22 protein-coding genes and 3 tRNA genes are annotated in these 23,922 nt (G+C 52.0%); 17 read left to right on the plus strand and 8 right to left on the minus strand.

Features of this window, described 5'->3' with window-relative positions; genetic code table 11:
• Positions 1-18: 18 nt before the first annotated feature.
• Together rhaT and KWG64_RS13895 are read right to left on the minus strand one after the other, a co-directional pair.
• On the minus strand, positions 19-1,053 hold the full coding sequence (rhaT, locus tag KWG64_RS13890; RefSeq protein ID WP_218522211.1) for an L-rhamnose/proton symporter RhaT: 1,035 nt from the start codon (positions 1,051-1,053) through the stop codon (positions 19-21).
• Positions 1,054-1,651: 598 nt separating this feature from the next.
• The gene (locus tag KWG64_RS13895) at positions 1,652-2,746 is read right to left on the minus strand and encodes a GGDEF domain-containing protein (RefSeq protein ID WP_195813657.1); all 1,095 of its coding nucleotides are present in this window, start codon (positions 2,744-2,746) and stop codon (positions 1,652-1,654) included.
• Positions 2,747-3,149: 403 nt separating this feature from the next.
• Here KWG64_RS13895 and KWG64_RS13900 point away from each other — a divergent pair, with 403 nt between their 5' ends.
• Positions 3,150-3,431, plus strand: a complete 282-nt coding sequence (locus KWG64_RS13900; protein WP_165058933.1) for a DUF1435 domain-containing protein — start codon at positions 3,150-3,152, stop codon at positions 3,429-3,431.
• 131 nt (positions 3,432-3,562) lie between these two features.
• Here the strand turns inward: KWG64_RS13900 and KWG64_RS13905 are convergent.
• The 4 genes from KWG64_RS13905 to KWG64_RS13920 all read right to left on the minus strand — a co-directional run bounded on the left by KWG64_RS13905 (position 3,563) and on the right by KWG64_RS13920 (position 5,029).
• Positions 3,563-3,649, minus strand: a tRNA-Leu gene (locus tag KWG64_RS13905).
• A gap of 40 nt (positions 3,650-3,689) precedes the next feature.
• Positions 3,690-3,775 (minus strand) — tRNA-Leu (locus tag KWG64_RS13910).
• Between the two features lie 36 nt (positions 3,776-3,811).
• Positions 3,812-3,897 (minus strand) — tRNA-Leu (locus tag KWG64_RS13915).
• 232 nt (positions 3,898-4,129) lie between these two features.
• Positions 4,130-5,029 carry a LysR family transcriptional regulator gene (locus tag KWG64_RS13920; RefSeq protein ID WP_218522212.1) on the minus strand — a complete coding sequence of 300 codons (900 nt, stop codon included), beginning with the start codon at positions 5,027-5,029 and terminating at the stop codon, positions 4,130-4,132.
• A gap of 134 nt (positions 5,030-5,163) precedes the next feature.
• Between KWG64_RS13920 and KWG64_RS13925 the strand changes: the two genes are divergently transcribed.
• Positions 5,164-6,159, plus strand: a complete 996-nt coding sequence (locus KWG64_RS13925; RefSeq protein WP_195813660.1) for an aldo/keto reductase — start codon at positions 5,164-5,166, stop codon at positions 6,157-6,159.
• Positions 6,160-6,168: 9 nt separating this feature from the next.
• Here KWG64_RS13925 and rsmC read toward each other — a convergent pair whose 3' ends face one another.
• Positions 6,169-7,212, minus strand: a complete 1,044-nt coding sequence (gene rsmC, locus KWG64_RS13930) for a 16S rRNA (guanine(1207)-N(2))-methyltransferase RsmC (protein ID WP_218522213.1) — start codon at positions 7,210-7,212, stop codon at positions 6,169-6,171.
• 114 nt (positions 7,213-7,326) lie between these two features.
• On the opposite strand from rsmC, the gene KWG64_RS13935 reads away from it, so the two are divergent.
• The 14 genes from KWG64_RS13935 (at position 7,327) to yjjJ (ending at position 21,908) form a co-directional block, all read left to right on the plus strand.
• Entirely contained in the window at positions 7,327-7,740 is a 414-nt protein-coding gene (locus tag KWG64_RS13935; protein ID WP_195823884.1) for a DNA polymerase III subunit psi, read from the plus strand.
• The gene (gene rimI, locus KWG64_RS13940; protein ID WP_195823883.1) at positions 7,709-8,152 is read left to right on the plus strand and encodes a ribosomal protein S18-alanine N-acetyltransferase; all 444 of its coding nucleotides are present in this window, start codon (positions 7,709-7,711) and stop codon (positions 8,150-8,152) included. The genes KWG64_RS13935 and rimI overlap by 32 nt, the downstream gene beginning before the upstream one ends.
• Positions 8,153-8,380: 228 nt before the next feature.
• Complete coding sequence (locus KWG64_RS13945; protein WP_218522214.1) at positions 8,381-8,704, plus strand: helix-turn-helix domain-containing protein; 324 nt, start codon at positions 8,381-8,383, stop codon at positions 8,702-8,704.
• Between the two features lie 2 nt (positions 8,705-8,706).
• Complete coding sequence (locus tag KWG64_RS13950; protein WP_218522215.1) at positions 8,707-9,966, plus strand: type II toxin-antitoxin system HipA family toxin; 1,260 nt, start codon at positions 8,707-8,709, stop codon at positions 9,964-9,966.
• A 165-nt stretch (positions 9,967-10,131) separates the two neighbouring features.
• Positions 10,132-11,721, plus strand: coding sequence for a peptide chain release factor 3 (gene prfC / locus KWG64_RS13955; protein ID WP_195813666.1), 1,590 nt, complete (start codon positions 10,132-10,134; stop codon positions 11,719-11,721).
• A gap of 420 nt (positions 11,722-12,141) precedes the next feature.
• Complete coding sequence (osmY, locus tag KWG64_RS13960) at positions 12,142-12,732, plus strand: molecular chaperone OsmY (protein WP_195813667.1); 591 nt, start codon at positions 12,142-12,144, stop codon at positions 12,730-12,732.
• 336 nt (positions 12,733-13,068) lie between these two features.
• Complete coding sequence (locus KWG64_RS13965) at positions 13,069-13,230, plus strand: DUF1328 domain-containing protein (RefSeq protein WP_013577105.1); 162 nt, start codon at positions 13,069-13,071, stop codon at positions 13,228-13,230.
• Between the two features lie 327 nt (positions 13,231-13,557).
• Entirely contained in the window at positions 13,558-14,670 is a 1,113-nt protein-coding gene (locus KWG64_RS13970; RefSeq protein ID WP_255562186.1) for a patatin family protein, read from the plus strand.
• The gene (locus tag KWG64_RS13975; protein WP_218522217.1) at positions 14,667-15,455 is read left to right on the plus strand and encodes a TatD family hydrolase; all 789 of its coding nucleotides are present in this window, start codon (positions 14,667-14,669) and stop codon (positions 15,453-15,455) included. The genes KWG64_RS13970 and KWG64_RS13975 overlap by 4 nt, the downstream gene beginning before the upstream one ends.
• Positions 15,456-15,992: 537 nt before the next feature.
• Complete coding sequence (gene deoC, locus KWG64_RS13980) at positions 15,993-16,772, plus strand: deoxyribose-phosphate aldolase (RefSeq protein ID WP_218522218.1); 780 nt, start codon at positions 15,993-15,995, stop codon at positions 16,770-16,772.
• A gap of 90 nt (positions 16,773-16,862) precedes the next feature.
• Entirely contained in the window at positions 16,863-18,191 is a 1,329-nt protein-coding gene (deoA, locus tag KWG64_RS13985) for a thymidine phosphorylase (RefSeq protein WP_195813671.1), read from the plus strand.
• Between the two features lie 88 nt (positions 18,192-18,279).
• Positions 18,280-19,503 (plus strand): phosphopentomutase, encoded by a 1,224-nt coding sequence (gene deoB, locus KWG64_RS13990; protein ID WP_218522219.1) that lies wholly within the window; start codon positions 18,280-18,282, stop codon positions 19,501-19,503.
• 164 nt (positions 19,504-19,667) lie between these two features.
• The gene (gene deoD / locus KWG64_RS13995; protein ID WP_101075083.1) at positions 19,668-20,387 is read left to right on the plus strand and encodes a purine-nucleoside phosphorylase; all 720 of its coding nucleotides are present in this window, start codon (positions 19,668-19,670) and stop codon (positions 20,385-20,387) included.
• Positions 20,388-20,561: 174 nt separating this feature from the next.
• Positions 20,562-21,908, plus strand: coding sequence for a type II toxin-antitoxin system HipA family toxin YjjJ (yjjJ, locus tag KWG64_RS14000; RefSeq protein WP_218522220.1), 1,347 nt, complete (start codon positions 20,562-20,564; stop codon positions 21,906-21,908).
• Position 21,909: 1 nt separating this feature from the next.
• Here yjjJ and KWG64_RS14005 read toward each other — a convergent pair whose 3' ends face one another.
• A complete protein-coding gene (locus tag KWG64_RS14005) occupies positions 21,910-22,698 on the minus strand; it encodes a YtjB family periplasmic protein (protein WP_218522221.1) in 789 nt (262 codons plus the stop codon).
• 248 nt (positions 22,699-22,946) lie between these two features.
• Here KWG64_RS14005 and serB point away from each other — a divergent pair, with 248 nt between their 5' ends.
• Positions 22,947-23,912, plus strand: coding sequence for a phosphoserine phosphatase (serB, locus tag KWG64_RS14010; protein WP_195813675.1), 966 nt, complete (start codon positions 22,947-22,949; stop codon positions 23,910-23,912).
• Positions 23,913-23,922 lie beyond the last annotated feature (10 nt).

Genomic DNA, 23,922 nt, shown 5'->3' on the forward strand with positions numbered 1-23,922 from the left:
GGGTTTACGGATTGAAAATCAGAGTGCCATTCCCAGCCCGACGATATTGGCAGCCAGAATGATCACCAGCGCACCGAGGCAGAGAATGCGAACCGGTTTTCTGCCGACGCCCGCCCATTCTTTCAGAACCAGACCGACGATCCCGCCACACAGTACGTAGAAACTCATGTGCAACATCCAGCTCATGTAGTCGTATTCGATGGGAATGCTCGCGTGTCCCCAGGCGTAAAAGAAGAATTGCAGATACCACATGATGCCGCCCAGGATGGAGAACAGGATATTGGCCACCAGCAGGGATTTCGCAACGGACATGTCTGCCCTGAGCGAAAGGTTCTTTCGCGTCGCGAGACGGATGATGCAAAAACCAAGGTTGACGATAGCGCCGCCGCCCATGATCACCACATAACTTGGCAGGGCCACGTACAGCGGGTCGATGCCCAGCGCGCGTGCTGCGTCGTGCATCGGCACCGCTGCGCTCATCGCAAACGACATCCCGGCGGAGAAGATCCCGCACATCACCGCCAGAATCAGCCCTTTTTTCAGGTTAAATTCTTCCGCCTGAATCCCCAGTGCTTTCTCTTTCAGATAACCGGCGTAACTGACTATCGCCACGCCAATCACCGCCACCAGAACGCCGAGCAACGTTAGCCGGCCACCGGCGGTACCGAACAGCATACCGATTTTGCCTTGCAGAACCGGCGTCATCAATGTGCCGATAATCAGGGTGATCCCGATGGCGATACCTATTCCCAGCGACATCCCGAGATAGCGCATTGTGAGGCCGTAATTAATGTTCCCGATGCCCCACATCGCGCCGAACAGGAAAACCGGCAGCAGGGTGGCAAAGCTGAACGAGCCGTAATACGCCCAGAAATCGGGCAGAAGTACGTAGCTCACCGCCCACGGTAAAATAATCCAGGAAAAGAAGCCGCCCAGCGACCACATGGTCTCCCAGGACCAGCTTTTCACTTGCTTGAAAGGTGCATAGAAGCAGGCTGCGCTGGCCGCTCCTATCAGATGCCAGATAATCCCTAAAACTATCGAACTGTTCATACACCGGACCTTTTGTTATGTAGAGAAACAGAGTGGTAATGAGGTGAATAAGCCCGCCGTAACACGCTGATCCGTCAGAAGTCAGTACGGCGGGTGGGCAACAGTGTAAGAAGTGTTCGATCAGGGAGCCTTCCGGTCAGTGCCACGGGAAAATAGCCTCTGGCACTCGCCGGAAGGTGGGCGTGAGAGAGTTCACAAATTTTGAAACAGACTAAATAATGGCGTTAAAACAATAAAGTAGACGGGATTTGTAACATAAAACCTGGCGGGAAAAAGCAATATTCTGTGGGGGCGATGACAAAACAACGTCGGGATTAGGATTATTTTTATACATCTTATTTTTGTGGGTATTTACAAAATGAAAGAGTTATTTAAGCAGGGCGTTCAGTCAGGCGGGTAACAGGGTTTTGTAACATTCAATAAGGTAAACAAGCTGTTTAACTTTCAGCCTGAACCATTAATCAGGCCGAAAGTTGAATGATTATGCAGTGATAATGAATGAGCGCGCTTTATTATCGAACAGGGCAACGGTATCATTATCGCTAGCAAAAATAATAACAATGAGCGCGCTGTTATCAATGTTACTTTCCGGCAATAATCAGGCTAATTTTTCTTCAGCGATTTCGTGGCGCTCATTATTCTCTTCCCACGCATAAAATATTTTATTACGCCCGCTGTTTTTGGCTTTATACAGTGAGGCGTCAGCGTTGCCCAGGGCACTAATAAAATCGCCCTCTTCCAGCGCAGCTAACCCGGCGCTGACGGTAACGTGAGTCGAGACCTGTGCGTTAAACAAATGCGGGATATTCAGCCCCAGAACCTTATTCTGAATGCGTTCTGCCATCCGGATTGCGTGTTCCTGTTTCACGTTCGACATCAGCACCAGAAACTCTTCTCCGCCATAACGAACGACCACATCCCGCGAACGCACGGCGTCACGAATGGCGGCAGAAACGCGCACCAGCGCCTGATCACCCATGCTGTGGCCGTAATTGTCGTTGTAGGCCTTGAAGTGATCGATATCGAGCAGCATCACGTAATGGCCGGACGCCTGATTAAAGAGGGTTTCCAGCTTGTTCTGTAAGCCACGACGGTTGTACAGGCCGGTGAGCGGATCCAGCATACTGAGATCGCTGAACTTTTCCCTTTCGCTGTAGAGATTCGACACCATGCGGCGGGTGAATTCGTCACTGCGTTTGAGCATCAGGTGATGCAGCCACAGGCCAATCAGCGGCAACATGACGGTGAACAGGATATGCCCGATGTGCTGAAAGTCATCCAGAAAGATCACGCAGATAGTGGAAGGTACTGCATGAAGGCAAAAAGCCAGAAAATTATCTGACAAAGCGATGGCGCTGATAAAGAATATACTGAGTAAACTGATCACCAGATAATTTTTATCTGTTTGCCCGACTTCCTCAAAACGTAATGCTATTTGCCAGGCCCATAACAGACCGACAATCACAGAACACATATTCAGATGTGAAGAGTAATTTTTCTTACTGAAAAAAGAAAATATTAACCCGCCACAACAAAGTGCAAAAATCAGTATCAGCGGAAAGGGTGTCGCCGCTGCATTGTCAGGTGGATAAACCATCGAAAATAGCGCTGTGGCACTATTTAAAAAAAAGAATAGGAGCATCGCCAGCCGATGTTTGCTTCTCAGCAGCTCATCATAGGAATGAGATATCATCAAATTTACTCTATTTAGCGTGTGTTGTTCTGAATAGATAAAGATTCTTATCGCCCTATACCGCGCGCTTATTCCATTAAGACAAGTTCCATGCAGGCAGGCTAATAGTTCTAATAGGTAATTATTAGAATTCTATAAATATAGTTTTTTTAGTGACTATTATAAAAAATTTAATTAACCCGGTTTCACTAATTTGGTTTAACGCCTTTAAAATTAGCACTTTTGTACGCAGGTGTCACCCAAACGGAGTACAAGACCGCAAATAACCACGCAGACCTTACCTTAAAGGCGGGCGCACTGGCAGACGGGCGTTGTGTCGTCTGATTTATTGCGGGGACGACTGGTAAATGAGAAAAAATCCTATATGATATTGGTTCTCATTATCAACGTTTGGAGCAGGGTTATGATACCGGCAATTGTCATGGCATGTGGGATCTGGGCGGTTGTATGGATGCTGGGTAAGCGTCTGACCAGCGGCTGGGGCGTTTTGCTGCCTTGCGCGCTGATGCCGTTGCTGGCGCTGGCGCATATGACGTTGGATCAGCTGCGCGTTCTGGTCGTGGTCGCGATGCTGGTGACGCTGGGCATGCTGTTCCACCGGACGTTGCGCCATTATCTGCTGCTGCCCTCATTTATGGCGCTGGCGGGTGGTCTGGCGGCAGTGACGTTGAATTTTAGTTTGTGATGAAAACACAGGTTTTAAACACAGGAATACGAAGATGAGAAACAGGAAAAACAGTAAAGCGAAGGGGATTTTTTACTTTTTGAAATCTAAGGCGTTAATACAGGAAGGGAAAACCGAAGAACAGAATCATGTGGTGCGAAGAGAGGGACTTGAACCCTCACGTCCGTAAGAACACTAACACCTGAAGCTAGCGCGTCTACCAATTCCGCCACCTTCGCACAGATGAATTCTGCTTACTGCTGATTTATATCACCGGAGTGGTGCGAAGGGAGGGACTCGAACCCTCACATCCGAAGGACACTAACACCTGAAGCTAGCGCGTCTACCAATTCCGCCACCATCGCGTACCGTGCCGTGCAATATAAATCTTGTGATTGTTTTGGTGCGAAGGGAGGGACTCGAACCCTCACATCCAAAGGACACTAACACCTGAAGCTAGCGCGTCTACCAATTCCGCCACCATCGCGAACCAATTGATTACTGTGTTGACGCATTCATCGGAATGTCATCAGCAAGTAACACAACCACGGGGGCGAATTCTAGAGATTTTCCCACAGGCGTCAACTGTTATTTCCCCCATTTCGGACGGTTGATGTAAAAAACAACATATTCACGGTGAATGGGTGAATCTGTCAGAACAAAGCCAGGTTAATTGATGGTTTAATCAGCAATTTTTCTATTAATGCCGACGGCGCCACTCACGCATCCGGCTGTGAAAAGAGCGTAATCAGCCAGTCGAGAAACACGCGAATACGTGGCGCGAGAAAACGTCCCGGCGGATACATGATGTAAAGCGGCATCGGCGGCGGCGTTAATGCTGACAAGACTTCAACCAGTTCTCCCCGTTCCAGTTCCTGCGCTATCGCCAGTCTCGAAACCTGAACCAGGCCAAAACCGGCTTTTGCCGCTGCAACGTACGCATCCGCGCCGCTGACCGTTAGCGTGCGGCGTAACGGAATTTTTTCGACCGTGCCATCCGAGACAAATTCCAGGTGCGATTCCGGTTGCTGATGTGCGAAAAAGTAGCCAATAGCCTGATGCGCGGCGAGATCTGCACGCGTCTGCGGGATGCCAAATTTCGCGAAATACGCCGGAGACGCACAGGTGATTTGTTCGAGATTGGCCAGATGTCGCGATTGCAGATTTTCGTCTTCTGACGGCCACGCACGAATCACGCAATCCACGCCCTGATCGAGCAAATTAACGGAGTTGTCATTGGCGCTGACGCTCAGGGTGATATGCGGGTAGCGTTCATAAAATGCCTGCAACGCCGGAATCACCATCACGCGCGCCAGCGAATGCGGCATGTCGATTCTGACCGTTCCGGCGGGCTGGTTTTTGTGATGGGCAAATAAGGTATCGGCTTCTTCCAGCGCTGACAGTAATTGCAGGCAGCGCTGGTAATAAATTTTACCTTCATCGGTGATTTTAACCTGACGCGTGGTGCGCAAAAACAGCCGAACGCCCAGCCGTTGTTCGAGCCGTTTCAGCGTCGTGCTGACCGTTGCGCGCGGTAAATCAAGGTCTTCCGCCGCACGGCTAAAACTCTCCAGCTCGGCGATACGGATGAAAATTTTCATTGCCTGTATCTGATCCATTTTACTTCTCCGCAGGCGCTCACCATTGTTTGCGATTTATGAACAGTGTTGCACGTTTTGGATGATTTATCTTATCCGCAATAACAAGCACACTTCCTCCCGTTACTTACTCTTCATGTCTTGAGGGAATCTCAATGAAACAACGTCAGCTTGGAAAAATGGGTCCGATGGTGTCAGCGCTCGGTTTGGGTTGCATGGGCATGAGCGATTTCTACACCACCGGTCAGGATGAAAAAGAGTCGATGGCGACGCTGGAACGTGCGCTGGAACTGGGCGTCACGATGTTTGATACCGCCGACGTGTACGGCCCGCATACCAATGAAGAACTTCTGGGACGATTTCTGAAAGGGCGTCGCGATAAAGTTTTCCTGGCCACCAAATTCGGCATCGTGCGTGACCTCGCGAACCCGCACGCACGCGCCACCAACGGACATCCGGATTATGTCCGTCAATCCGTTGAAGGCAGCCTGAAGCGTCTGGGAACGGATGTTATCGATCTCTATTATCAGCACCGTCCTGATCCGTCTGTTCCCGTTGAGGAAACCATGGGCGCGCTGGCGGATCTGGTTCAGGAAGGGAAGATCCGTTACATCGGGCTGAGCGAAGTGTCTGTCAGCCTGCTGGAGCGTGCGCACAAAGTGCATCCGGTTACTGCGCTGCAAACGGAATATTCGCTGTGGTCGCGGGATGTGGAAGCGGAGATTTTGCCGGCGTGCGAACGCCTTGGCATTGGTTTTGTGCCGTACAGCCCACTGGGACGCGGTTTTCTGACCGGACAAATCCGTTCAATGGACGATCTTGAGCCTGACGATTACCGTCGTTTCAGCCCGCGTTTCGAAGGTGAAAACTTCGCAAAGAATCTGCAACTGGCGGAAAAAATCGGTGAACTGGCGCAGGAAAAAGGGGTGAAACCGTCGCAGCTGGCGCTGGCATGGGTGTTATCGCGTAACGATAATCTGGTGCCAATCCCTGGCACCAAACGTCGTCATTATCTTGAGGAAAACATCGCCGCGCTTGATGTCTCCCTGAGTGAAGCCGAAATCGCGGCGATCGAAGCAGTGTTTCCTTTCCACGTTGCGGCGGGTGACCGTTACAACGCAGAAATGATGCGTATCCTCAGCGAGCAGTAAAACGACGGATTAACGCTTTTTCTTTGGATCACGCGGCGGACGGCCACGTACTGCTTTGTACACTTTGAAGCGGCCATTTTGTGCCAGCACTTCATGGCTGCCAAACGTGTCATCCAGCAGCGCGGCGTACGGCAGGAAGGCGTTAGCCACAATGCGCAGTTCGCCGCCGATATTCAGATGGCTGACCGCGCCACGGATCAGCTGCTCAGCCGCCGTCAGGCTGGTTTGCAGACCTTCGTGGAATGGCGGGTTGGAGATGATCATGTCAAAACGACCGGCAATATCGGAATAAACGTTGCTGGCGATCACTTCGCCCGGCAAATCATTGGCGGCCAGTGTGGCGCGGCTGGCTTCGATAGCGGCTGCGCTCACATCGCTCAGCGTGATTTTCATCTTCGGCGAGTATGTCGCCAGCACGGATGCCAGAACGCCGGAACCACAGGCCACATCCAGCACTTTGCCTTTAACAGGCTCTTCGAAGCTGTTGATGAGCAACAGGCTTCCGCTGTCCAGACCTTCACGGCTGAATACGCCCGGCAGGGTTTTGATGGTCACTTCTTCGACCATGTATTCATCCCACCAGCCCTCTGCATCAAATTCAGGCTGTTTTTCCAGACGCCCGTGATACAGACCGCAACGGCGCGCGCTGTCGATTTTGCTCAGTTCGCATAAGCCTTCCAGCGTGGTTTCCGCGCTGCGAACGCCACTGCGGTTTTCACCGATGACAAATACGTCGATACCGACCGGCAGCTGTGACAGCAGGTTGAAAAGCTGGAATTTGGCTTCCAGCTTGCTCTTCGGCCAGTAATACACCAGCACATCGCAAGGCGCGATCAGGTCTGCGTCGGCCAGTAAGCCGAACTGCACGTTGTCGCCCAGCGTTTTGCTGAGCATCTGCCAGTGGTGATACATATTGGTGTGAACGCGGACTTCTTCAGCGTCGAGTTCAGCAGGCAGGTTATCTTGTAAGTCGCCGGCGAACAGGACGCGGCGGCCTTCAAATTCTTCGCTATGGCGCAGTATGACTTCGCTGGCCGGAGTTAATGCAGACATCAGGGTGTGGCTCCTCAGGAATGTAACGCGCGATTATAGAGGTTTATTGGCGCATGTTCGATGTGTTTGCTAGCATAGCCGGGCTTTTCGCTATTAAACGGGCAGGGATCAGGCATGGCATCCAGACGAGATACACTGTTACAACAACTGGGCATTACCCAGTGGACGCTGCGCCGGCCTGCGGTTTTGCAGGGCGAAGTCGCCGTCAGCCTGCCTGCGGAGACAAAATTATTGATTGTCGCCGACGTACCGCCCGCTGAAGATGATCCGCTGGTGCGCGATGTGCTCCGCAGTCTGGCACTGGCTGAACCGCAGGTTTACCGCCTGACGCCGGAACAGGTAACAATGTTGCCGGAAGATACCCGCTGCAATATCTGGCGACTGGGTTTAAGCGAACCGCTTACGCTCGCCGGTACGCAGTTATCCAGCCCGGCTCTCGCCGAGCTTTATCACGACGCCAGCGCAAAACGCGCACTCTGGCAGCAGATCTGTGAAAATGAACAACATTTCTATCCTGACGCCCGCTGATCTTCCCCGCGCATTTGAAATTGAACAGGCCAGCCACGCTTTCCCGTGGACGGAAAAAACGCTCACCAGCAATCAGGGCGAACGCTATCTGAATCTCAAAATCATGCACAACGACGTGATGGCCGGTTTTGCTATTACGCAAATCGTTCTTGATGAAGCTACGCTGTTCAATATTGCCATCGATCCGGCATTTCAGCGTCAGGGATTAGGCCGGGCCTTGCTGGAAGACGTCATCCAACAGATTGAGAAAAAAGACGTTTTCACGCTCTGGCTGGAAGTTCGCGCCTCCAACGCCAAAGCGATCGCGTTATACGAAAGCCTGGGCTTTAACGAAGTCTCCGTCCGCCGTAACTATTATCCCGCCGCACAAGGCCGCGAAGACGCCATCATGATGGCGCTGCCGCTGGGCTGATTAACAACCTATTCGTTGTAAAGAACCGGTAATTACAGCTGATGTGTTGTATTTGATGTTGAATACAACACTTTAGCTGTAATTTCATTATCATTACATCTAATATGTTGTAATTTTCGTTAATTACAATTCATTAGCTGTAATTAGAGGTTAATGACAACAAACTAATTGTAATCAGGTCTAAAAACAATCAATGTGTTGTAAAAAGAGAGAGAGAGGAGACCGTTGATGAGAGTTCTCGGTGAATTGCCCGCATTGCTAAAAAAACAACGCCAGCAGCTAGAGCTTAGTCAGCAAGATATGCGAATGCGAACAGGCATGTCGCAGCAGCAGTATCAAAAAATTGAAGCGGGCGCAGACCCACGCCTTTCAACATTATTGAGAATTCTTGAGGGCATGGATCTTGAAATGATGTTGGTACCGCGTAAGCGTGTTCAGCAGATAAAAGAGCTACTCGATTCAAAAAACAGCACATATAATCGCCAATCTGAGCAAGAGCCAGAAAGTCTTAACAATGACTGGGATGACATTTTAGGCGATTTAAAGGAGTAAATATGGGCAAATTGGTGGAGTCGGTAGAGGCGTTAGCGCTGTATCTTGATAAACAGCGTGTCGGGGTTCTGGCTCACTATGCCGGAAGCCGGAATATCCTGTCTTTTGACCCTGACTATGTTGCATTACCAGTGAGTCAGCGTCCTGTCTTTACGTTAACGCAAAATATACGCGCCGAATATCTCCACAAACCACTTATCAGTTCTCACAAGCTTCCTCCGGTACTTTCAAACTTGCTTTCCGAAGGTGCGCTTCGTGAATGGATGGCTCAAACGCTAAAAGTTCATCATGACGATGAATTCCCGCTGCTTGCCTATGCCGGGAACAATTTGCCCGGAGGATTGACGGCTGTACCACTTAAAAGCGGTGAAATTCCCGATTGGGCACTGACTTCCCGTGGCGATAAACTGGAAGCTGTCCAGATGGATGTTTCGCGCACCAATGACAAATTTTCCCTGGCTGGCGTCCAGATGAAATTCTCTGCATTACGACAAGATGGTCGTTTCAACGTGAGCACGGACGTTGGTGGGGATAGCTGGATCATTAAAACGCCTTCAACGGCCCATCGTGCAGTGCCTGAAAATGAGTTTACTGCAATGAAACTCGCGCAGGCAATTGGCGTCAACATTCCTGATATTAAGCTTGTTGAACTCTCGGGCCTGGTCAATTTGCCTGATATTCCTCTGCCCAGTGAACCTTACGCCTATGCGATTCGCCGTTTTGACCGTACGGAAGAGGGACGAGTGCACTCCGAGGATTTTGCCCAGATATTTCAGGTGTATGCGCGAAACAAATACAAACGCTACAGCTATGATGACATTGGTCGCGCACTCTATAGGATGGGCGTGGGCGGAATCATCGACATTCAGCAAATGTCGCGCAGGATGTTGGCGAATATTTTAGTGGCCAATGGAGATGCCCATCTTAAAAACTGGACGGTGATTTACCCTGATCGCGTTGGTGCAATCCTTTCGCCTGCCTATGACATTGTTTCAACGAAGCCTTATGTTAGCAATGAAGACAGCGTGGCTTTAAACATGGCAAAGGAAAAACGCTGGCACGAGATTAATATGCACTCCTTTGAGCGTTGGGCTGAAAGAATAGGTGTCCCCTGGTCAGCCGTACAGGTACATATCGAAGATGCCATTGAAATTGCCCGTGAAACCTGGCCTAGTCTGCTTGAAACGTTACCAATGCTTGAAGAGCATAAAACTGTTCTGAAAGAACATTGGATCTCTCTCTCTGCTGATTTCCGTTTCTAAAACGGCGTATCCCTTGCCGCGCACAAAAAAACCATTGATTGCCCATCCCGTCTAAATCAGTGAAAATAGCCGGCTATAACTTTTATTACCGCTTTGCCTGACGTCACCTTCTGACGTGATGTGAATCCCGATGCAGGGCGGACCAACCGCAGAAACGTGAAAAACATGTCTCCAAGTGAATACGCCCTTGAAGTGGCTAAGCGCCGCACATTTGCCATCATCTCTCACCCCGATGCCGGTAAAACCACTATTACTGAAAAAGTTCTGTTATTCGGACAGGCAATCCAGACCGCCGGTACGGTAAAAGGCCGTGGCTCAAGCCATCACGCCAAATCCGACTGGATGGAAATGGAAAAACAACGTGGTATTTCCATCACCACGTCCGTGATGCAATTTCCGTATAAACAGTGTCTGGTCAACCTGCTCGATACCCCGGGGCACGAAGACTTCTCCGAAGATACTTACCGTACCCTGACCGCCGTTGACTGCTGTCTGATGGTGATCGACGCCGCCAAAGGTGTTGAAGACCGGACCCGCAAACTGATGGAAGTTACCCGTCTGCGTGATACGCCGATCCTGACTTTCATGAACAAACTCGACCGTGACATCCGCGACCCGATGGAAGTGATGGACGAAGTTGAGCGCGAGCTGAAAATTGCCTGCTCGCCAATTACCTGGCCTATAGGTTGCGGTAAATTGTTCAAAGGTGTTTATCACCTTTATAAAGACGAAGTTTATCTTTATCAGACCGGTAAAGGTCACACCATTCAGGAAGTCCGCGTGGTGAAAGGTCTGGATAACCCGGAACTGGACGCTGCCGTTGGCGAAGATCTGGCGATGCAGCTGCGTGAAGAGCTGGAACTGGTTCAGGGCGCGTCCCATGAATTTGACCATGAAGCGTTCCTGCAGGGCGAACTGACGCCGGTCTTCTTCGGTACCGCACTGGGTAACTTCGGTGTTGACCACATGCTCGACGGTCTGGTGGATTGGGCGCCTGCGCCGATGCCACGTAAAACCGACCTGCGCGAAGTGAAAGCCGACGACGAGAAATTCACCGGTTTCGTGTTTAAAATTCAGGCCAACATGGACCCGAAACACCGCGACCGCGTGGCGTTTATGCGTGTGGTTTCCGGTAAGTACGAAAAAGGCATGAAATTGCGTCAGGTGCGTACCGGCAAAGACGTCGTGATTTCCGATGCACTGACCTTTATGGCCGGTGACCGTTCCCACGTTGAAGAAGCGTATCCGGGCGACATCATCGGTCTGCACAACCACGGTACCATTCAGATTGGCGACACCTTTACGCAGGGTGAGAACATGAAGTTCACCGGCATCCCTAACTTTGCCCCTGAACTGTTCCGTCGTATTCGTCTGCGTGATCCGCTGAAACAGAAACAGCTGCTGAAAGGTCTGGTTCAGCTGTCAGAAGAAGGCGCGGTTCAGGTCTTCCGTCCGATCTCCAACAACGATTTGATCGTCGGTGCGGTCGGTGTTCTGCAGTTTGAAGTGGTCGTGGCGCGTCTTAAAAGTGAATACAACGTGGAAGCGATTTACGAGTCCGTGAACGTTTCAACGGCGCGCTGGGTAGAATGCAGCGACGTGAAGAAATTCGAAGAATTCAAACGTAAGAATGAAACCAACCTGGCGCTCGATGGCGGCGATAATCTGGCGTATATCGCCCCAACCATGGTGAATCTTAACCTGGCTTCAGAGCGTTACCCGGAAGTGAAATTCCGTAAAACCCGCGAGCATTAATTCTTCTTCGCGTGGCTTTTGATGAAAAAGACGGCAATCCGGCCGTCTTTTTTTTCGCCTTTTGCCATTCTCCGCAATTTCCCTTTGTTCAATTTCTCCTCTCTTTGCCCGAAAAACGGGCAGAATTCGCGTGAAATCTTAAGACTTGTCTGCATTCGCGGGCGTATCCGGCGATCTTCCTACTAATTTGAACATTCTTGACTATATTAAATGTGTGTTCAGGAAATGGTGGCTTAAAGCACTGTCTTAAAGTCACGATACAGAGTGTTATATCGCGTGGCGATTAAAAGCCAGAATAAAACGACGTACTCTGCTTCTCCGGACGTGAAAACAGCAGCAATACAAATTGTTAGGAGACGTCACCAAGACTGTGACGTGAAGGGCCCCGATTGAGGCTCACAAACTGAAAGGAAGAAATCGATGAAAAACTCTAAATTTGCCTATTCAATGATGGCCGTAGTTCTGGGTACCGCGCTGATGAGCGGTAGTGCACTGGCTGCAACTACCACGGATAGCGCAGGTGCAAAAATCGATAGCTCCATGAAGAAAGTTGATAACTACATGGGCGACAGCGCCATCACAGCGAAAGTAAAAAGTGCTCTGGTGGATGATAAAGCCATCAAAAGCAGCGACATTTCGGTAACCACTAACTCCGGCGTCGTGACGCTGAGCGGTTTTGTGGGCTCACAGGCCGAAGCTGAACAAGCCGTTGCTGCCGCGACAAAAGTTGAAGGTGTGAAATCTGTCAGCGACAAACTGCACACCAAAGACAGCAAAGATCAGAGCGTAAAAGGTTACGCGGGTGACACTGCAACCACAGCTTCGGTAAAAGCGAAACTGCTGGCTGACGATATTGTCCCTTCACGTAACGTGAAAGTTGAAACCACCGCCGGTGTTGTTCAGCTTTCCGGTTCAGTAAAAGATCAGGCGCAGTCTGACCGTGCTGAAAGTGTGGCGAAAACCGTTGATGGCGTGAAGAGCGTTAAAAACGACCTGAAAGTCGCACCTTAATCTTTCTGAGTCAAAAGGTGCCCTCCTGTCGGGCGGGCACCGTTCGAATGAAAAACGCATAACAATATTTTGAGTTGCCCGCTGAATAACGGGTCGTGCAGACCCTGTGGATCATCTTTGTCCGTTTATTTATACAAAGCTTTGTACAAATAAATCGACGCCGAAAACGCTAACACTTTCATTTTTCGACTACCTTTAATAGGTAATGTGTTGGGTTATCAGGCGCTGAGCCGATAAAAAAGGCGTCAGAAAGATAAACGTTTCACAGTGACAATGGCCCGAAGCGGGGCACCACCTTTTAAACTGGCAAAGTGAAAATAGGGTAAGGAGAAGCTTATGTTTCGTTGGGGCATTATTTTTCTAATCATCGCGTTGATCGCGGCAGCATTGGGTTTCGGTGGATTAGCCGGTACCGCTGCATGGGCTGCAAAAATCGTCTTCGTCGTCGGTATTATCTTGTTCCTGGTCAGCTTGTTTACCGGCCGCAAGAGACTCTGACGCAATAATGTAGTGAAGCGATAACGAGTTAAAATATCACTCTCGCCCCCTTCTCTGAACGCACTGCCTCAAGCCGTGTTTTCAGAAAAGGGGGCGAGACTTTTTTTGGCGTCCGTTCAGGCGGATACGTGTTTCGTTAACAGGACGTAACGATTTTATCGGCCAATTCAGGCAAGTAATTCACGCAAAACGAGAAGTCGAGGTATGCTCAGAAAGGAGGCCGGTAAAAGGCCAATCGTGTAATGCCGATTTTGCGAGGATAGCGCGTTGGGATATAGAATACCTGTCACGCTGGGGAATATAGAACCGCTGGCGTATAAACCTTATATGCCGGGGAAGATTGCCCTGGTATGTGAAGGAGGAGGACAGAGAGGCATTTTTACCGCAGGCGTTTTGGATGAATTCCAGCGGGCTCGTTTTAATCCTTTTGATCTCTATCTGGGCACATCAGCAGGCGCGCAAAACCTTTCCGCGTTTGTGTGCGGCCAGCCCGGTTATGCCCGCAGAGTCATCACCCGCTACACCACCAGCCCTGACTTTTTCAATCCCCTGCGCTTTGTGCGTGGCGGACACCTTATCGATCTCGACTGGCTGGTCGATGAAACGGCGAAAAACATGCCGCTGGCGATGGAAAGTGCAGAAAAACTGCTGATCGACGGCCGTGAGTTTCTGATGTGCGCCTGCCGCAGCGATGATTACACCGCCAACTACTTTGCGCCGACGCGTGAAAACTGGCTGCCGGTGATCAAAGCGTCCAGCGCGATCCCCGGTTTTTACCGCATGGGCGTGGATCTGGATGGTATCAGCTATCAGGATGGCGGGATCAGCGATGCGATCCCGGTCGAGGAAGCTTACCGCCGCGGCGCAGATACCATTGTGGTTATCCGCACTGTGCCTTCGGCGATGTTCTACACGCCGCAGTGGATGAAACGGATGGAGCAGTGGCTGAGTGAAAGCAGCCTGCAACAGCTGGTGCGCATGATGCAGCATCACGAAGAAAGCTATCACCGCATTCAGCAATTCATTGAAAATCCGCCGGATGATGTGCGTATTTTCGAAATATTCCCGCCAAAACCGCTGGCCAGCCACGCGCTGGGAAGCCGTCTTCCTGCGCTGAATCAGGATTATCATCTGGGCCGCCGTTGCGGACGGTATTTCCTTTCTGCTGCTGCGCACTGGCTGATGCCGCGCGAAAACGAACGGCCTTATCCGCAGATTACTCCGCGCGTTAGCCGGCCAAAACGCATCGTGGTGCCGCAGGACGAGCCGGAGAATGTGATCCCGCTGGCCGCCGCCAGCAGCACAATCGAACAGATTATTCTCGATCCCGCCGTGCTGACGGATATGGTCGCCGATGGCGGCGTAGTCCGTCCGGCGGCGATGAACGACAATGCGCCGGCTGAGAGTCATTATCCGGCCAGCGAAGGTGATAAGTTGTGAGTTTCACGTTTATCGATACGCACTGCCATTTCGATTTTCCGCCTTTTACCGGCGCGGAAGCGGAAAGCCTGCGTCTCGCCGGTGAATCGGATGTCCGCGAAATTATCGTGCCTGCCGTGACGGCAGATCGCTTTCGCGGCATTCTCGCGCTCGCCAAAAATCACCCGCAGATCCACGCCGCGCTCGGGCTGCATCCTTTATACATCGCGCAGCACAAGGATCAGGATGTCGAATTGCTGGAAGCGTTGCTCAGCCACCGTGATGCGCGGCTGGTCGCAGTAGGCGAAATCGGGCTGGATTTATACATGGAAGACCCGATGTTTGAGCAACAACAGCGGTTGCTTAAAGCTCAGTTTTCCCTGGCAAAAAATGAGAATCTGCCGGTGATTTTGCATTCACGCCGCAGCCACGATCAGCTCGCCGCGATGTTACGGCAGGCGAAACTGCCCGCGACCGGCGTGGTACACGGTTTTGCCGGAAGCCTTTCTCAGGCGCAGGCGTTTATTAAACTCGGTTATGCGATAGGCGTCGGCGGAACGATAAGTTACGAACGTGCGCAGAAAACCCGTCAGGTGATGGCGCAGTTGCCACTCTCTTCTTTACTGCTCGAAACCGATGCACCGGATATGCCGTTGCAGGGTTTTCAGGGACAACCTAACCGGCCGGAACGCGCCGCGGCGGTGTTTGATGTGTTATGCCAGTTGCGTACGGAATCCGCGCAGGAAATCGCCGATGCGCTGCTCGCCAACACCCGCCGGGTCTTTCAGCTATCTGCACGGCAGTAATTCGTTATACTTTTTGTGATTTAAATAACATTTTTATCGCCCGGCATTTCTTGCTGCCTGTGTTTCATCCGCTGTAGTGCGATTTATGTTCTCTTTAAAATGTTATTATTATAACATTATCCGCAAGATCGCCGGTCGGCGTTCTCTGTATATCCGCCTGAACTTCGTTTGTCATGAATCGGGTATACACTCTTATCTGGGTTAGACGCTGAGCATAGCGCCGTTAAAATGTGACAGGAGTCTCATTTTAATAAGCAACGTTGCAAACGGTTTTCATTTTGTGTGAAATACTGCACACAGGAACCTGATGTGACGTGTTCAAATAGTCACAACGAATTGGCATCAGCCAATCCAAGCGCGGTGAGAAGGATCTCAGTTGCCACGTAAGCCACAGGGTTTACGCACGCTATCTTCATGGAACCAAGTCCGCTCGCCAACGTGCAGAATTCTTTCCCCGACGTTAACCGCCGGAATGAATTCATGACTGTATGCTCAGTTCTGGCCGGTCGCTGGAATTGAAAATTGTTGGAGAGTTATATGACCGATTTAACCGCCGCAGCGCAACGTGCGCTGAACCTGATGGATCTAACCACGCTGAACGAAGACGACACCGATGCTAAAGTGATCGCGCTTTGTCACCAGGCCAAAAGCCCGGCAGGTAACACCGCTGCTGTCTGTATTTATCCTCGTTTTATCCCGATTGCGCGTAAAACTTTGCGTGAACAGGGGACGCCGGATATCCGTATCGCTACCGTCACGAACTTCCCGCACGGTAATGACGATCTTGAAATCGCGCTGGCAGAAACCCGCGCAGCCATTGCTTACGGTGCCGACGAAGTTGACGTGGTATTCCCGTACCGCGCACTGATGGCCGGTAACGAGCAAATTGGTTTTGAGATGGTTAAACAGTGCAAAGAAGCCTGTGCAGCCGCAAACGTTCTGCTGAAAGTGATCATCGAAACCGGTGAACTGAAACAGGACGCGCTGATCCGTAAAGCCTCTGAAATTGCTATCAAAGCAGGCGCTGATTTCATCAAAACCTCAACCGGTAAAGTGCCTGAAAACGCAACATTGCACAGCGCTGAGCTGATGATGAGTGTGATTGCTGAAATGGGCGTGGGCAAAGCCGTCGGTTTCAAACCGGCCGGTGGCGTGAAAACGGCTGAAGATGCTGCGCAATATCTGGCACTGGCTGACCGCCTGCTGGGCCGCGAATGGGCTGACGCACGTCACTTCCGTTTTGGCGCTTCCAGCCTGCTGGCAAGCCTGCTGACCACTCTGGGTCACGCTGGCCAGAAAGCCACCAGCAGCTATTAATCACCACTACACGAACTTTGCCGCGGCGCTGTTTAACAGCGTCCGGTATTCGCGTCCGCATCGGGCGCTCAGCTTAAGCAGGGGGATACCTTGTTTCTCGCACAAGAAATTATTCGAAAAAAACGTGACGGCCAGCCTTTAAGCGACGAAGAAATTCGTTTCTTTGTGAACGGTATTCGCGACAGTCAGGTTTCAGAAGGTCAGATTGCCGCACTGGCAATGACCATATATTTCAATGACATGACGATGAAAGAGCGCGTTTCGCTGACCATGGCGATGCGTGATTCCGGCACCGTGCTGGACTGGAAAAGCCTCAACCTGAACGGCCCGATTGTGGATAAACATTCCACCGGCGGCGTGGGTGACGTGACCTCCCTGATGTTAGGCCCGATGGTCGCCGCGTGCGGCGGTTATGTGCCGATGATTTCCGGCCGCGGGCTTGGCCATACCGGCGGTACGCTGGACAAACTCGAAGCCATTCCGGGCTTTGATATTTTCCCGGACGACAGCCGTTTCCGCAGCATTATTCAGGACGTCGGTGTGGCGATTATCGGCCAGACCAGCTCGCTGGCACCGGCGGACAAACGCTTCTACGCAACGCGTGATATCACCGCGACCGTGGATTCTATCCCGCTGATTACCGCGTCAATCCTTGCCAAAAAACTGGCAGAAGGGCTGGATGCGCTGGTCATGGACGTCAAAGTGGGCTCCGGCGCGTTTATGCCGACCTACCAGCTTTCAGAAGATCTGGCACAGGCGATTGTGGATGTGGCAAATGGCGCGGGTTGCAAAACCACGGCGCTGCTCACCGACATGAACCAGGTGCTGGCGTCCAGCGCCGGTAACGCAGTCGAAGTGCGCGAAGCCGTGCGCTTCCTGACCGGCGAATACCGCAATCCGCGCCTGCTCGAAGTGACGATGGCGCTGTGCGTGGAAATGTTGCTGTCCGGCGGGCTGGCAAAAGACGACGCAGACGCCCGCAGCAAATTGCAGGCCGTTCTCGACAACGGCAAAGCGGCCGAAGTCTTTGGTCGCATGATTGCGGCGCAAAAAGGCCCGAGTGATTTCATCGAACATTACGACCGTTATCTGCAACAGGCCACGCTGACCAAGCCGGTGTATGCCGAAACTCAGGGCATTGTCAGTGCGATGGATACCCGCGCGCTGGGCATGGCCGTGGTTTCTCTGGGTGGCGGCCGTCGCCGTGCCAGCGATGCTATCGACTACAGCGTCGGTCTGACACACATGGCTCAGCTGGGGCAGCAGGTGGATACCCGTCAGCCACTGGCGATGATCCATGCCAACAGCGAAGCGGCCTGGCAGCAGGCAGCGGAAGAAGTGCGGGCGGCCATTGTCCTGAGTGACAAAGCGCCGGAAAGCACGCCGGTGGTGTACCGCCGAATCGGTGGCAACGCTTGATTTCAGGCTAAATCGCCCCCATTTAAGAATGATCAGGTGCGCGGCAGTTCCGCGTGACCCAATGCGTAACCATTCGCAGGAGAGCAAAATGAAACGTACATTTATCATGGTGTTAGACTCATTCGGTATCGGTGCCAGTGAAGATGCCGAGCGCTTTGGCGATGCCGGTTCTGACACGCTGGGCCATATCGCTGCTGCCTGCGCGCGTGGCGAAGCCGACAAAGGCCGCAAAGGGCCGCTGAATCTGCCGAACCTGACCCGTCTCGGACTGGCGAAAGCCGCTGAAGAATCCACCGGCAAAATCCCGGAAGGCATGGACGGTAATTCTGAAATTACCGGCGCTTATGCTTACGCGAGCGAACTTTCCTCCGGTAAAGACACACCGTCAGGCCACTGGGAAATCGCCGGTGTACCTGTGCTGTTCGACTGGGGTTATTTCAGCGACACCACCAACAGCTTCCCGCAGGAATTGCTGGATAAACTGGTGAAACGCGCCAATCTGCCGGGATACCTCGGCAACTGCCACTCATCCGGCACCGTCGTGCTGGACGATTTAGGCGAAGAACATATGAAAACCGGCAAGCCGATTTTCTACACCTCTGCGGACTCCGTTTTCCAGATTGCCTGCCACGAAGAAACTTTCGGGCTGGATCGCCTGTACGAACTGTGCGAAATCGCCCGTGAAGAACTGACCGAAGGCGGCTACAACATTGGCCGTGTTATCGCGCGTCCGTTTATCGGCGACAAAGCCGGTAATTTTGAACGTACCGGCAACCGTCATGATTTAGCGGTAGAGCCACCGGCACCCACCATCCTGAAAAAACTGGTCGATGAGAAAAACGGCCACGTGGTTTCCGTCGGTAAAATCGCGGATATCTATGCGCAGGTCGGTATCACCAAAAAAGTGAAAGCCACCGGGCTGGACGCGCTGTTTGACGCGACCATCAAAGAGATGAAAGAAGCGGGCGACAAGACCATTGTCTTCACCAACTTTGTTGATTTCGACTCTTCTTACGGCCACCGTCGCGATGTTCCGGGCTATGCCGCTGCGCTTGAACTGTTCGACCGCCGCCTCCCGGAACTGCTGGAACTGGTCAAAGAAGACGACATCATCATCTTCACCGCTGACCACGGCTGTGACCCGACATGGCGCGGCACAGACCATACCCGTGAGCACATTCCGGTGTTAATCTATGGCCCGAAAGTAAAACCGGGCTCGCTGGGCCACCGCGAAACCTTCGCGGACATCGGGCAGACGGTTGCGAAATACTTCGATCTGACACCGATGGATTACGGTAAATCCATGCTCTAAACCCTACGTCTTTCAAGCTGTAACGTTGTTGGCTTCACGCCTTCACCCCAGTCACTTAGCGGTCTAAGCTCCTGGGGTTTCACGCGCTTGCCGCCTAGCTACAACTTGAAATCCATTGGGTTTAAGTTCAGTGATTTTTTATAAAAATTTAAGGAAAGAGAACAATGGCAACTCCACACATTAATGCTGAAATGGGCGACTTCGCTGACGTAGTGCTGATGCCGGGCGACCCGCTGCGTGCCAAGCACATCGCAGAAACTTTCCTTCAGGACGTTAAGCAGGTGAACGACGTGCGCGGGATGCTGGGCTTCACCGGCACCTACAAAGGCCGCAAAATCTCCGTTATGGGCCATGGCATGGGCATTCCTTCCTGCTCAATTTATGCCAAAGAGCTGATCACTGAATTCGGCGTCAAAAAAATCATCCGTGTGGGTTCCTGCGGCGCGGTGCGTGAAGACATCAAACTGCGTGACATCGTTATTGGTATGGGTGCCTGCACCGATTCCAAAGTTAACCGCATGCGTTTTAAAGATCACGATTACGCCGCTATCGCAGATTACGACATGGTGCGTAACGCAGCCGATGCCGCGAAAGCCAAAGGCATCAACGCGCGCGTCGGTAACATCTTCTCCGCTGACCTGTTCTACACGCCAGACCCACAAATGTTCGACGTGATGGAAAAATACGGCATTCTGGGCGTGGAAATGGAAGCCGCCGGTATCTACGGCGTGGCAGCTGAATTCGGCGCAAAAGCGCTGACCATCTGTACCGTTTCCGACCATATCCGTACGCATGAACAAACCACTGCCGCTGAACGTCAGACGACCTTCAACGATATGATCGAAATCGCTCTGGAATCCGTTCTGCTGGGCGACAAAGAATAAATTCTGCTGATTATTGCAGACACGAAAACGGGCGCCGAAAGGTGCCCGTTTTGCTATGCGTTTTTGTGGCATATTTTGGTTTTTAAAATTTATATCCTCAGGATATATCGATTTATATTCATTTATTATCTATGCTATTATCTATGCATTTACCTATTCATAGCTGAGTCAATCATGCCAGATCTTGTGGATTTACTGCGTCAGGGCAGCCTGACGGCGAAAGAGATCACGGAACAGCTTCAAATCAATCAGTCAACGCTTTCAAGGCGACTGACTAAAATCCCTGAGATCGTGAAAATCGGGCGAAGCCGCTCGACCCGTTACATATTGCCGCGCCCGCGGGATAACCAGTGGAGCTTCCCGCTATATCAGATTAATGAAGCCGGAAATGCAGAAAAGGCGGGCACACTTTATTCCATCTGGCCAGGTGAAAGCTGTGCGGTAGAAACGGCCAGCGGCCAAAGCCTGATTTACGATGGTCTGCCGTGGTTTCTTACGGATATGCGCCCGCAAGGTTTTTTGGGGCGTGCCTGGGGGCGTGATATTAATGCCGCGCTGCATTTCCCTGATGACATCAAAAAGTGGACGGAATCGCAGACGCTGGTCGCTCTGGCGAGAGCGGGTGATGAAACGGTGGGTAATTTCATTATTGGCGATATGGCTTACCAGAAATGGTTCCAGAAACCGGAAGAAATCCCGGTGCCTGAAATAGATAAAATCCAGATCTATGAGCGGCTGGCACGGAGAAGCCTGGCCGGAGAAGAAATCGGTTCATCGGCGGGCGGTGAGCAGCCAAAGTTCAGCTGTTACGCAGAACAGGTAGATCGCAGTGCCTCTCAGGTTTTAGTGAAATTTTCGCCTCCGGCTGAGAATGAAAACGCCCAACGCTGGGGAGATCTGTTGCGCGCAGAAGCTCACGCATTGCGGGTATTGAATGATGCGGGCATTGAGGCGGCGGTTGCTGAAATTTTTACAGGCGGCAGTCAGGAGGTTTTCCTTCAGGTCGGGCGTTTTGACCGGGTGGGGGAGCGCGGTCGTCGCGGTTTGGTTTCACTGGAAGCCGTTGCTGCTGAATTTGGCGGGGGAAATGGAAACTGGTTTTTGACCGCCCAGCAGTTACGCCGGAATAAGATTATTACGGCGCAGACGCTGGATAAAATCGAGCATATTTATGCCTTCGGCAAACTGATTGCCAACAGTGATATGCACCAGGGAAATCTGTCGTTCATCGATCCGGCCATTGATCCCTTAAAACAGGCGCTTTCGATATCGCCGGTTTATGACATGTTACCGATGGCCTTTGCACCGACCAATGCGGGCGTGATGCGGCGCGAAACCATGACGCTGAATCTCGATCCGCTGGTGTCTAAAGAGAAATGGCTGGATGCGCAAGCCTGGGCGCTGACATTCTGGGAAAACGTGGCAGACGATACCGCGATAAGTACTCAATTCCGCCAGCTGGCCAGCGGAATGCGGGCTCAGGTGGCGGCGTTAACGGCGCAGATTCAGCGGCTGGCCTGAATCATTTAGGCCGGCTGCGTTTCAGGCTGCGGTAGGCGGCCTGAGCCGCTTCTTTGGTTTGTGCTTCCGTTGCCGGTTTTGCCTCGGCAACTTCGGCTTCCGGTTCAGGAATATTCAGCACCGGCGGCGGGCCGAATTCGTCCGTTTCTTCTTCCTGCTCGTCGTCTTCTTTCACCGGTTTACTGGCGGTCAGCAGGAACGGCGATTGCTGCCAGCGCGAACGGCGGCCCTGCAACAACGTACGTGCCAGAATGATACCGACACCCAATGCCGCAAGCATCATCAGACGCAGCAGATTGGTGGTGTTATCGACCTGCTTGGATTCCGTTGCCAGAACATGCGTATCGAGCGTGATGCGCAAAAATCCGCTCGGACCATTTTTATCTTCTATCGGCACCACAATCTGATGATTGAAGTAGCTGCCCGCGCGTTTGCCGTCCAGCGATAACCGGTCGCGAACCGGCACCTGCTCGCCCGCATGGGCCACCAGAGAGCCGTCGGATTCATAAACGCTGGCATCAAGAATGCGACTGCTATCGGTAAGCTGACTCAAAATAGTGGAAATTTGCGCGATATCAGCGCCATCATTGTCGCTGTCCATCAGTGGCGCGAGTGAAAATGCCACCTGCTTCGCGAGTGTCTGGGCAAGTTGCTCCACCTGCGTGGAACGCGCCAGTTGATGTCCCAGGCTGAAATAGGATGCGCCTTGCATCAGAATGACTAATAACGCCAGGCTTATCAGTACGATAGCAGCGCGGTGCAGGCGAAATTTAAGTTTGGCCTTGGCCATTCTGTTTCCTTGCGATTTTCGATGACTTTAATGTTGCCAGAAGCTGCTGCGATAGGGTAGCTTGATGCCTCGTTTTACCCGGCATCCTTCAAGCTGCCTCTGCGTTGGCTGCCTTCATTCACCCCGGTCACTGACTTGTGTCAGCTCCAGGGGTTCATTCAGTTGCCGCCTTGATGCAACTCGAATGATTTTGGGTATATCGTGTCATTAATATTTTCCTACTGCCATAAAGCCCTACAGGAGCCATCATGCCAAACAGTCTGACCTATTGCGATCTTCCTGCGGAGATCCATCAATGGCCGGGACTTCCCCTTTCACTGAGCGGTGATGAAGTCATGCCACTCGATTACCGGGCGGGACACACCGGATGGCTGCTCTATGGTAGAAAACTGGATAAAACAAGCATTACGCTTTTCCAGCGCCGCTTAGGCCGTGCTCTGGTGATTGTCAGTGCATGGGCAGTAGAAGGTTATCAGGTTGTTCGTCTGGCGGGTTCACTGACCTCCGACGCACAAGTTCTGGCCGAATCTTTTGAATTCGATGTCGCCCAGTTGGGTAAAGTGCCTTACCTGCGAACGCCTGGCCTGCTGGTTATGGACATGGATTCTACCGCGATTGAGATTGAATGCATCGACGAAATTGCCAAACTGGCGGGCGTGGGTGTGCAGGTGGCCGAAGTCACCGAACGTGCGATGCGCGGTGAGCTGGATTTCTCCGCCAGCCTGCGTCAGCGCGTTGCGACGCTCAAAGATGCCGATGCCGGGATCCTTGAGCAGGTGCGTCAGACATTACCACTGATGCCGGGCCTGACCGTGATGGTTCAGCGCTTGCAGGAAGCGGGCTGGCATGTGGCGATTGCATCCGGGGGTTTCACGTATTACGCCGAATATCTGCGTGATCAGCTGAATCTGGTCGATGTGGCGGCGAATGAGCTGGAAGTCCGCGACGGTAAGCTGACCGGACGCGTGATCGGGCCGATTGTTGATGCCCAATACAAAGCCGATACGCTGCTAAAACTGGCGGAAAAACTGGGCATTTCTCAAGAGCAAACTATCGCAATCGGCGATGGCGCCAATGATCTCAAAATGATGGCCGTTGCCGGGATGGGCATTGCTTATCACGCGAAACCGAAAGTGTATGAACAGGCTGCCGTTTGCATCCGTCATGCCGATTTACTCGGTGTTTTATGCATCCTGAGCGGTAGTCAGTCTTAATAAATATAAA

It is taken from the genome of Rahnella sp. PD12R, assembly GCF_019200965.1.
Classification (GTDB): Bacteria; Pseudomonadota; Gammaproteobacteria; order Enterobacterales; family Enterobacteriaceae; genus Rahnella; species Rahnella laticis.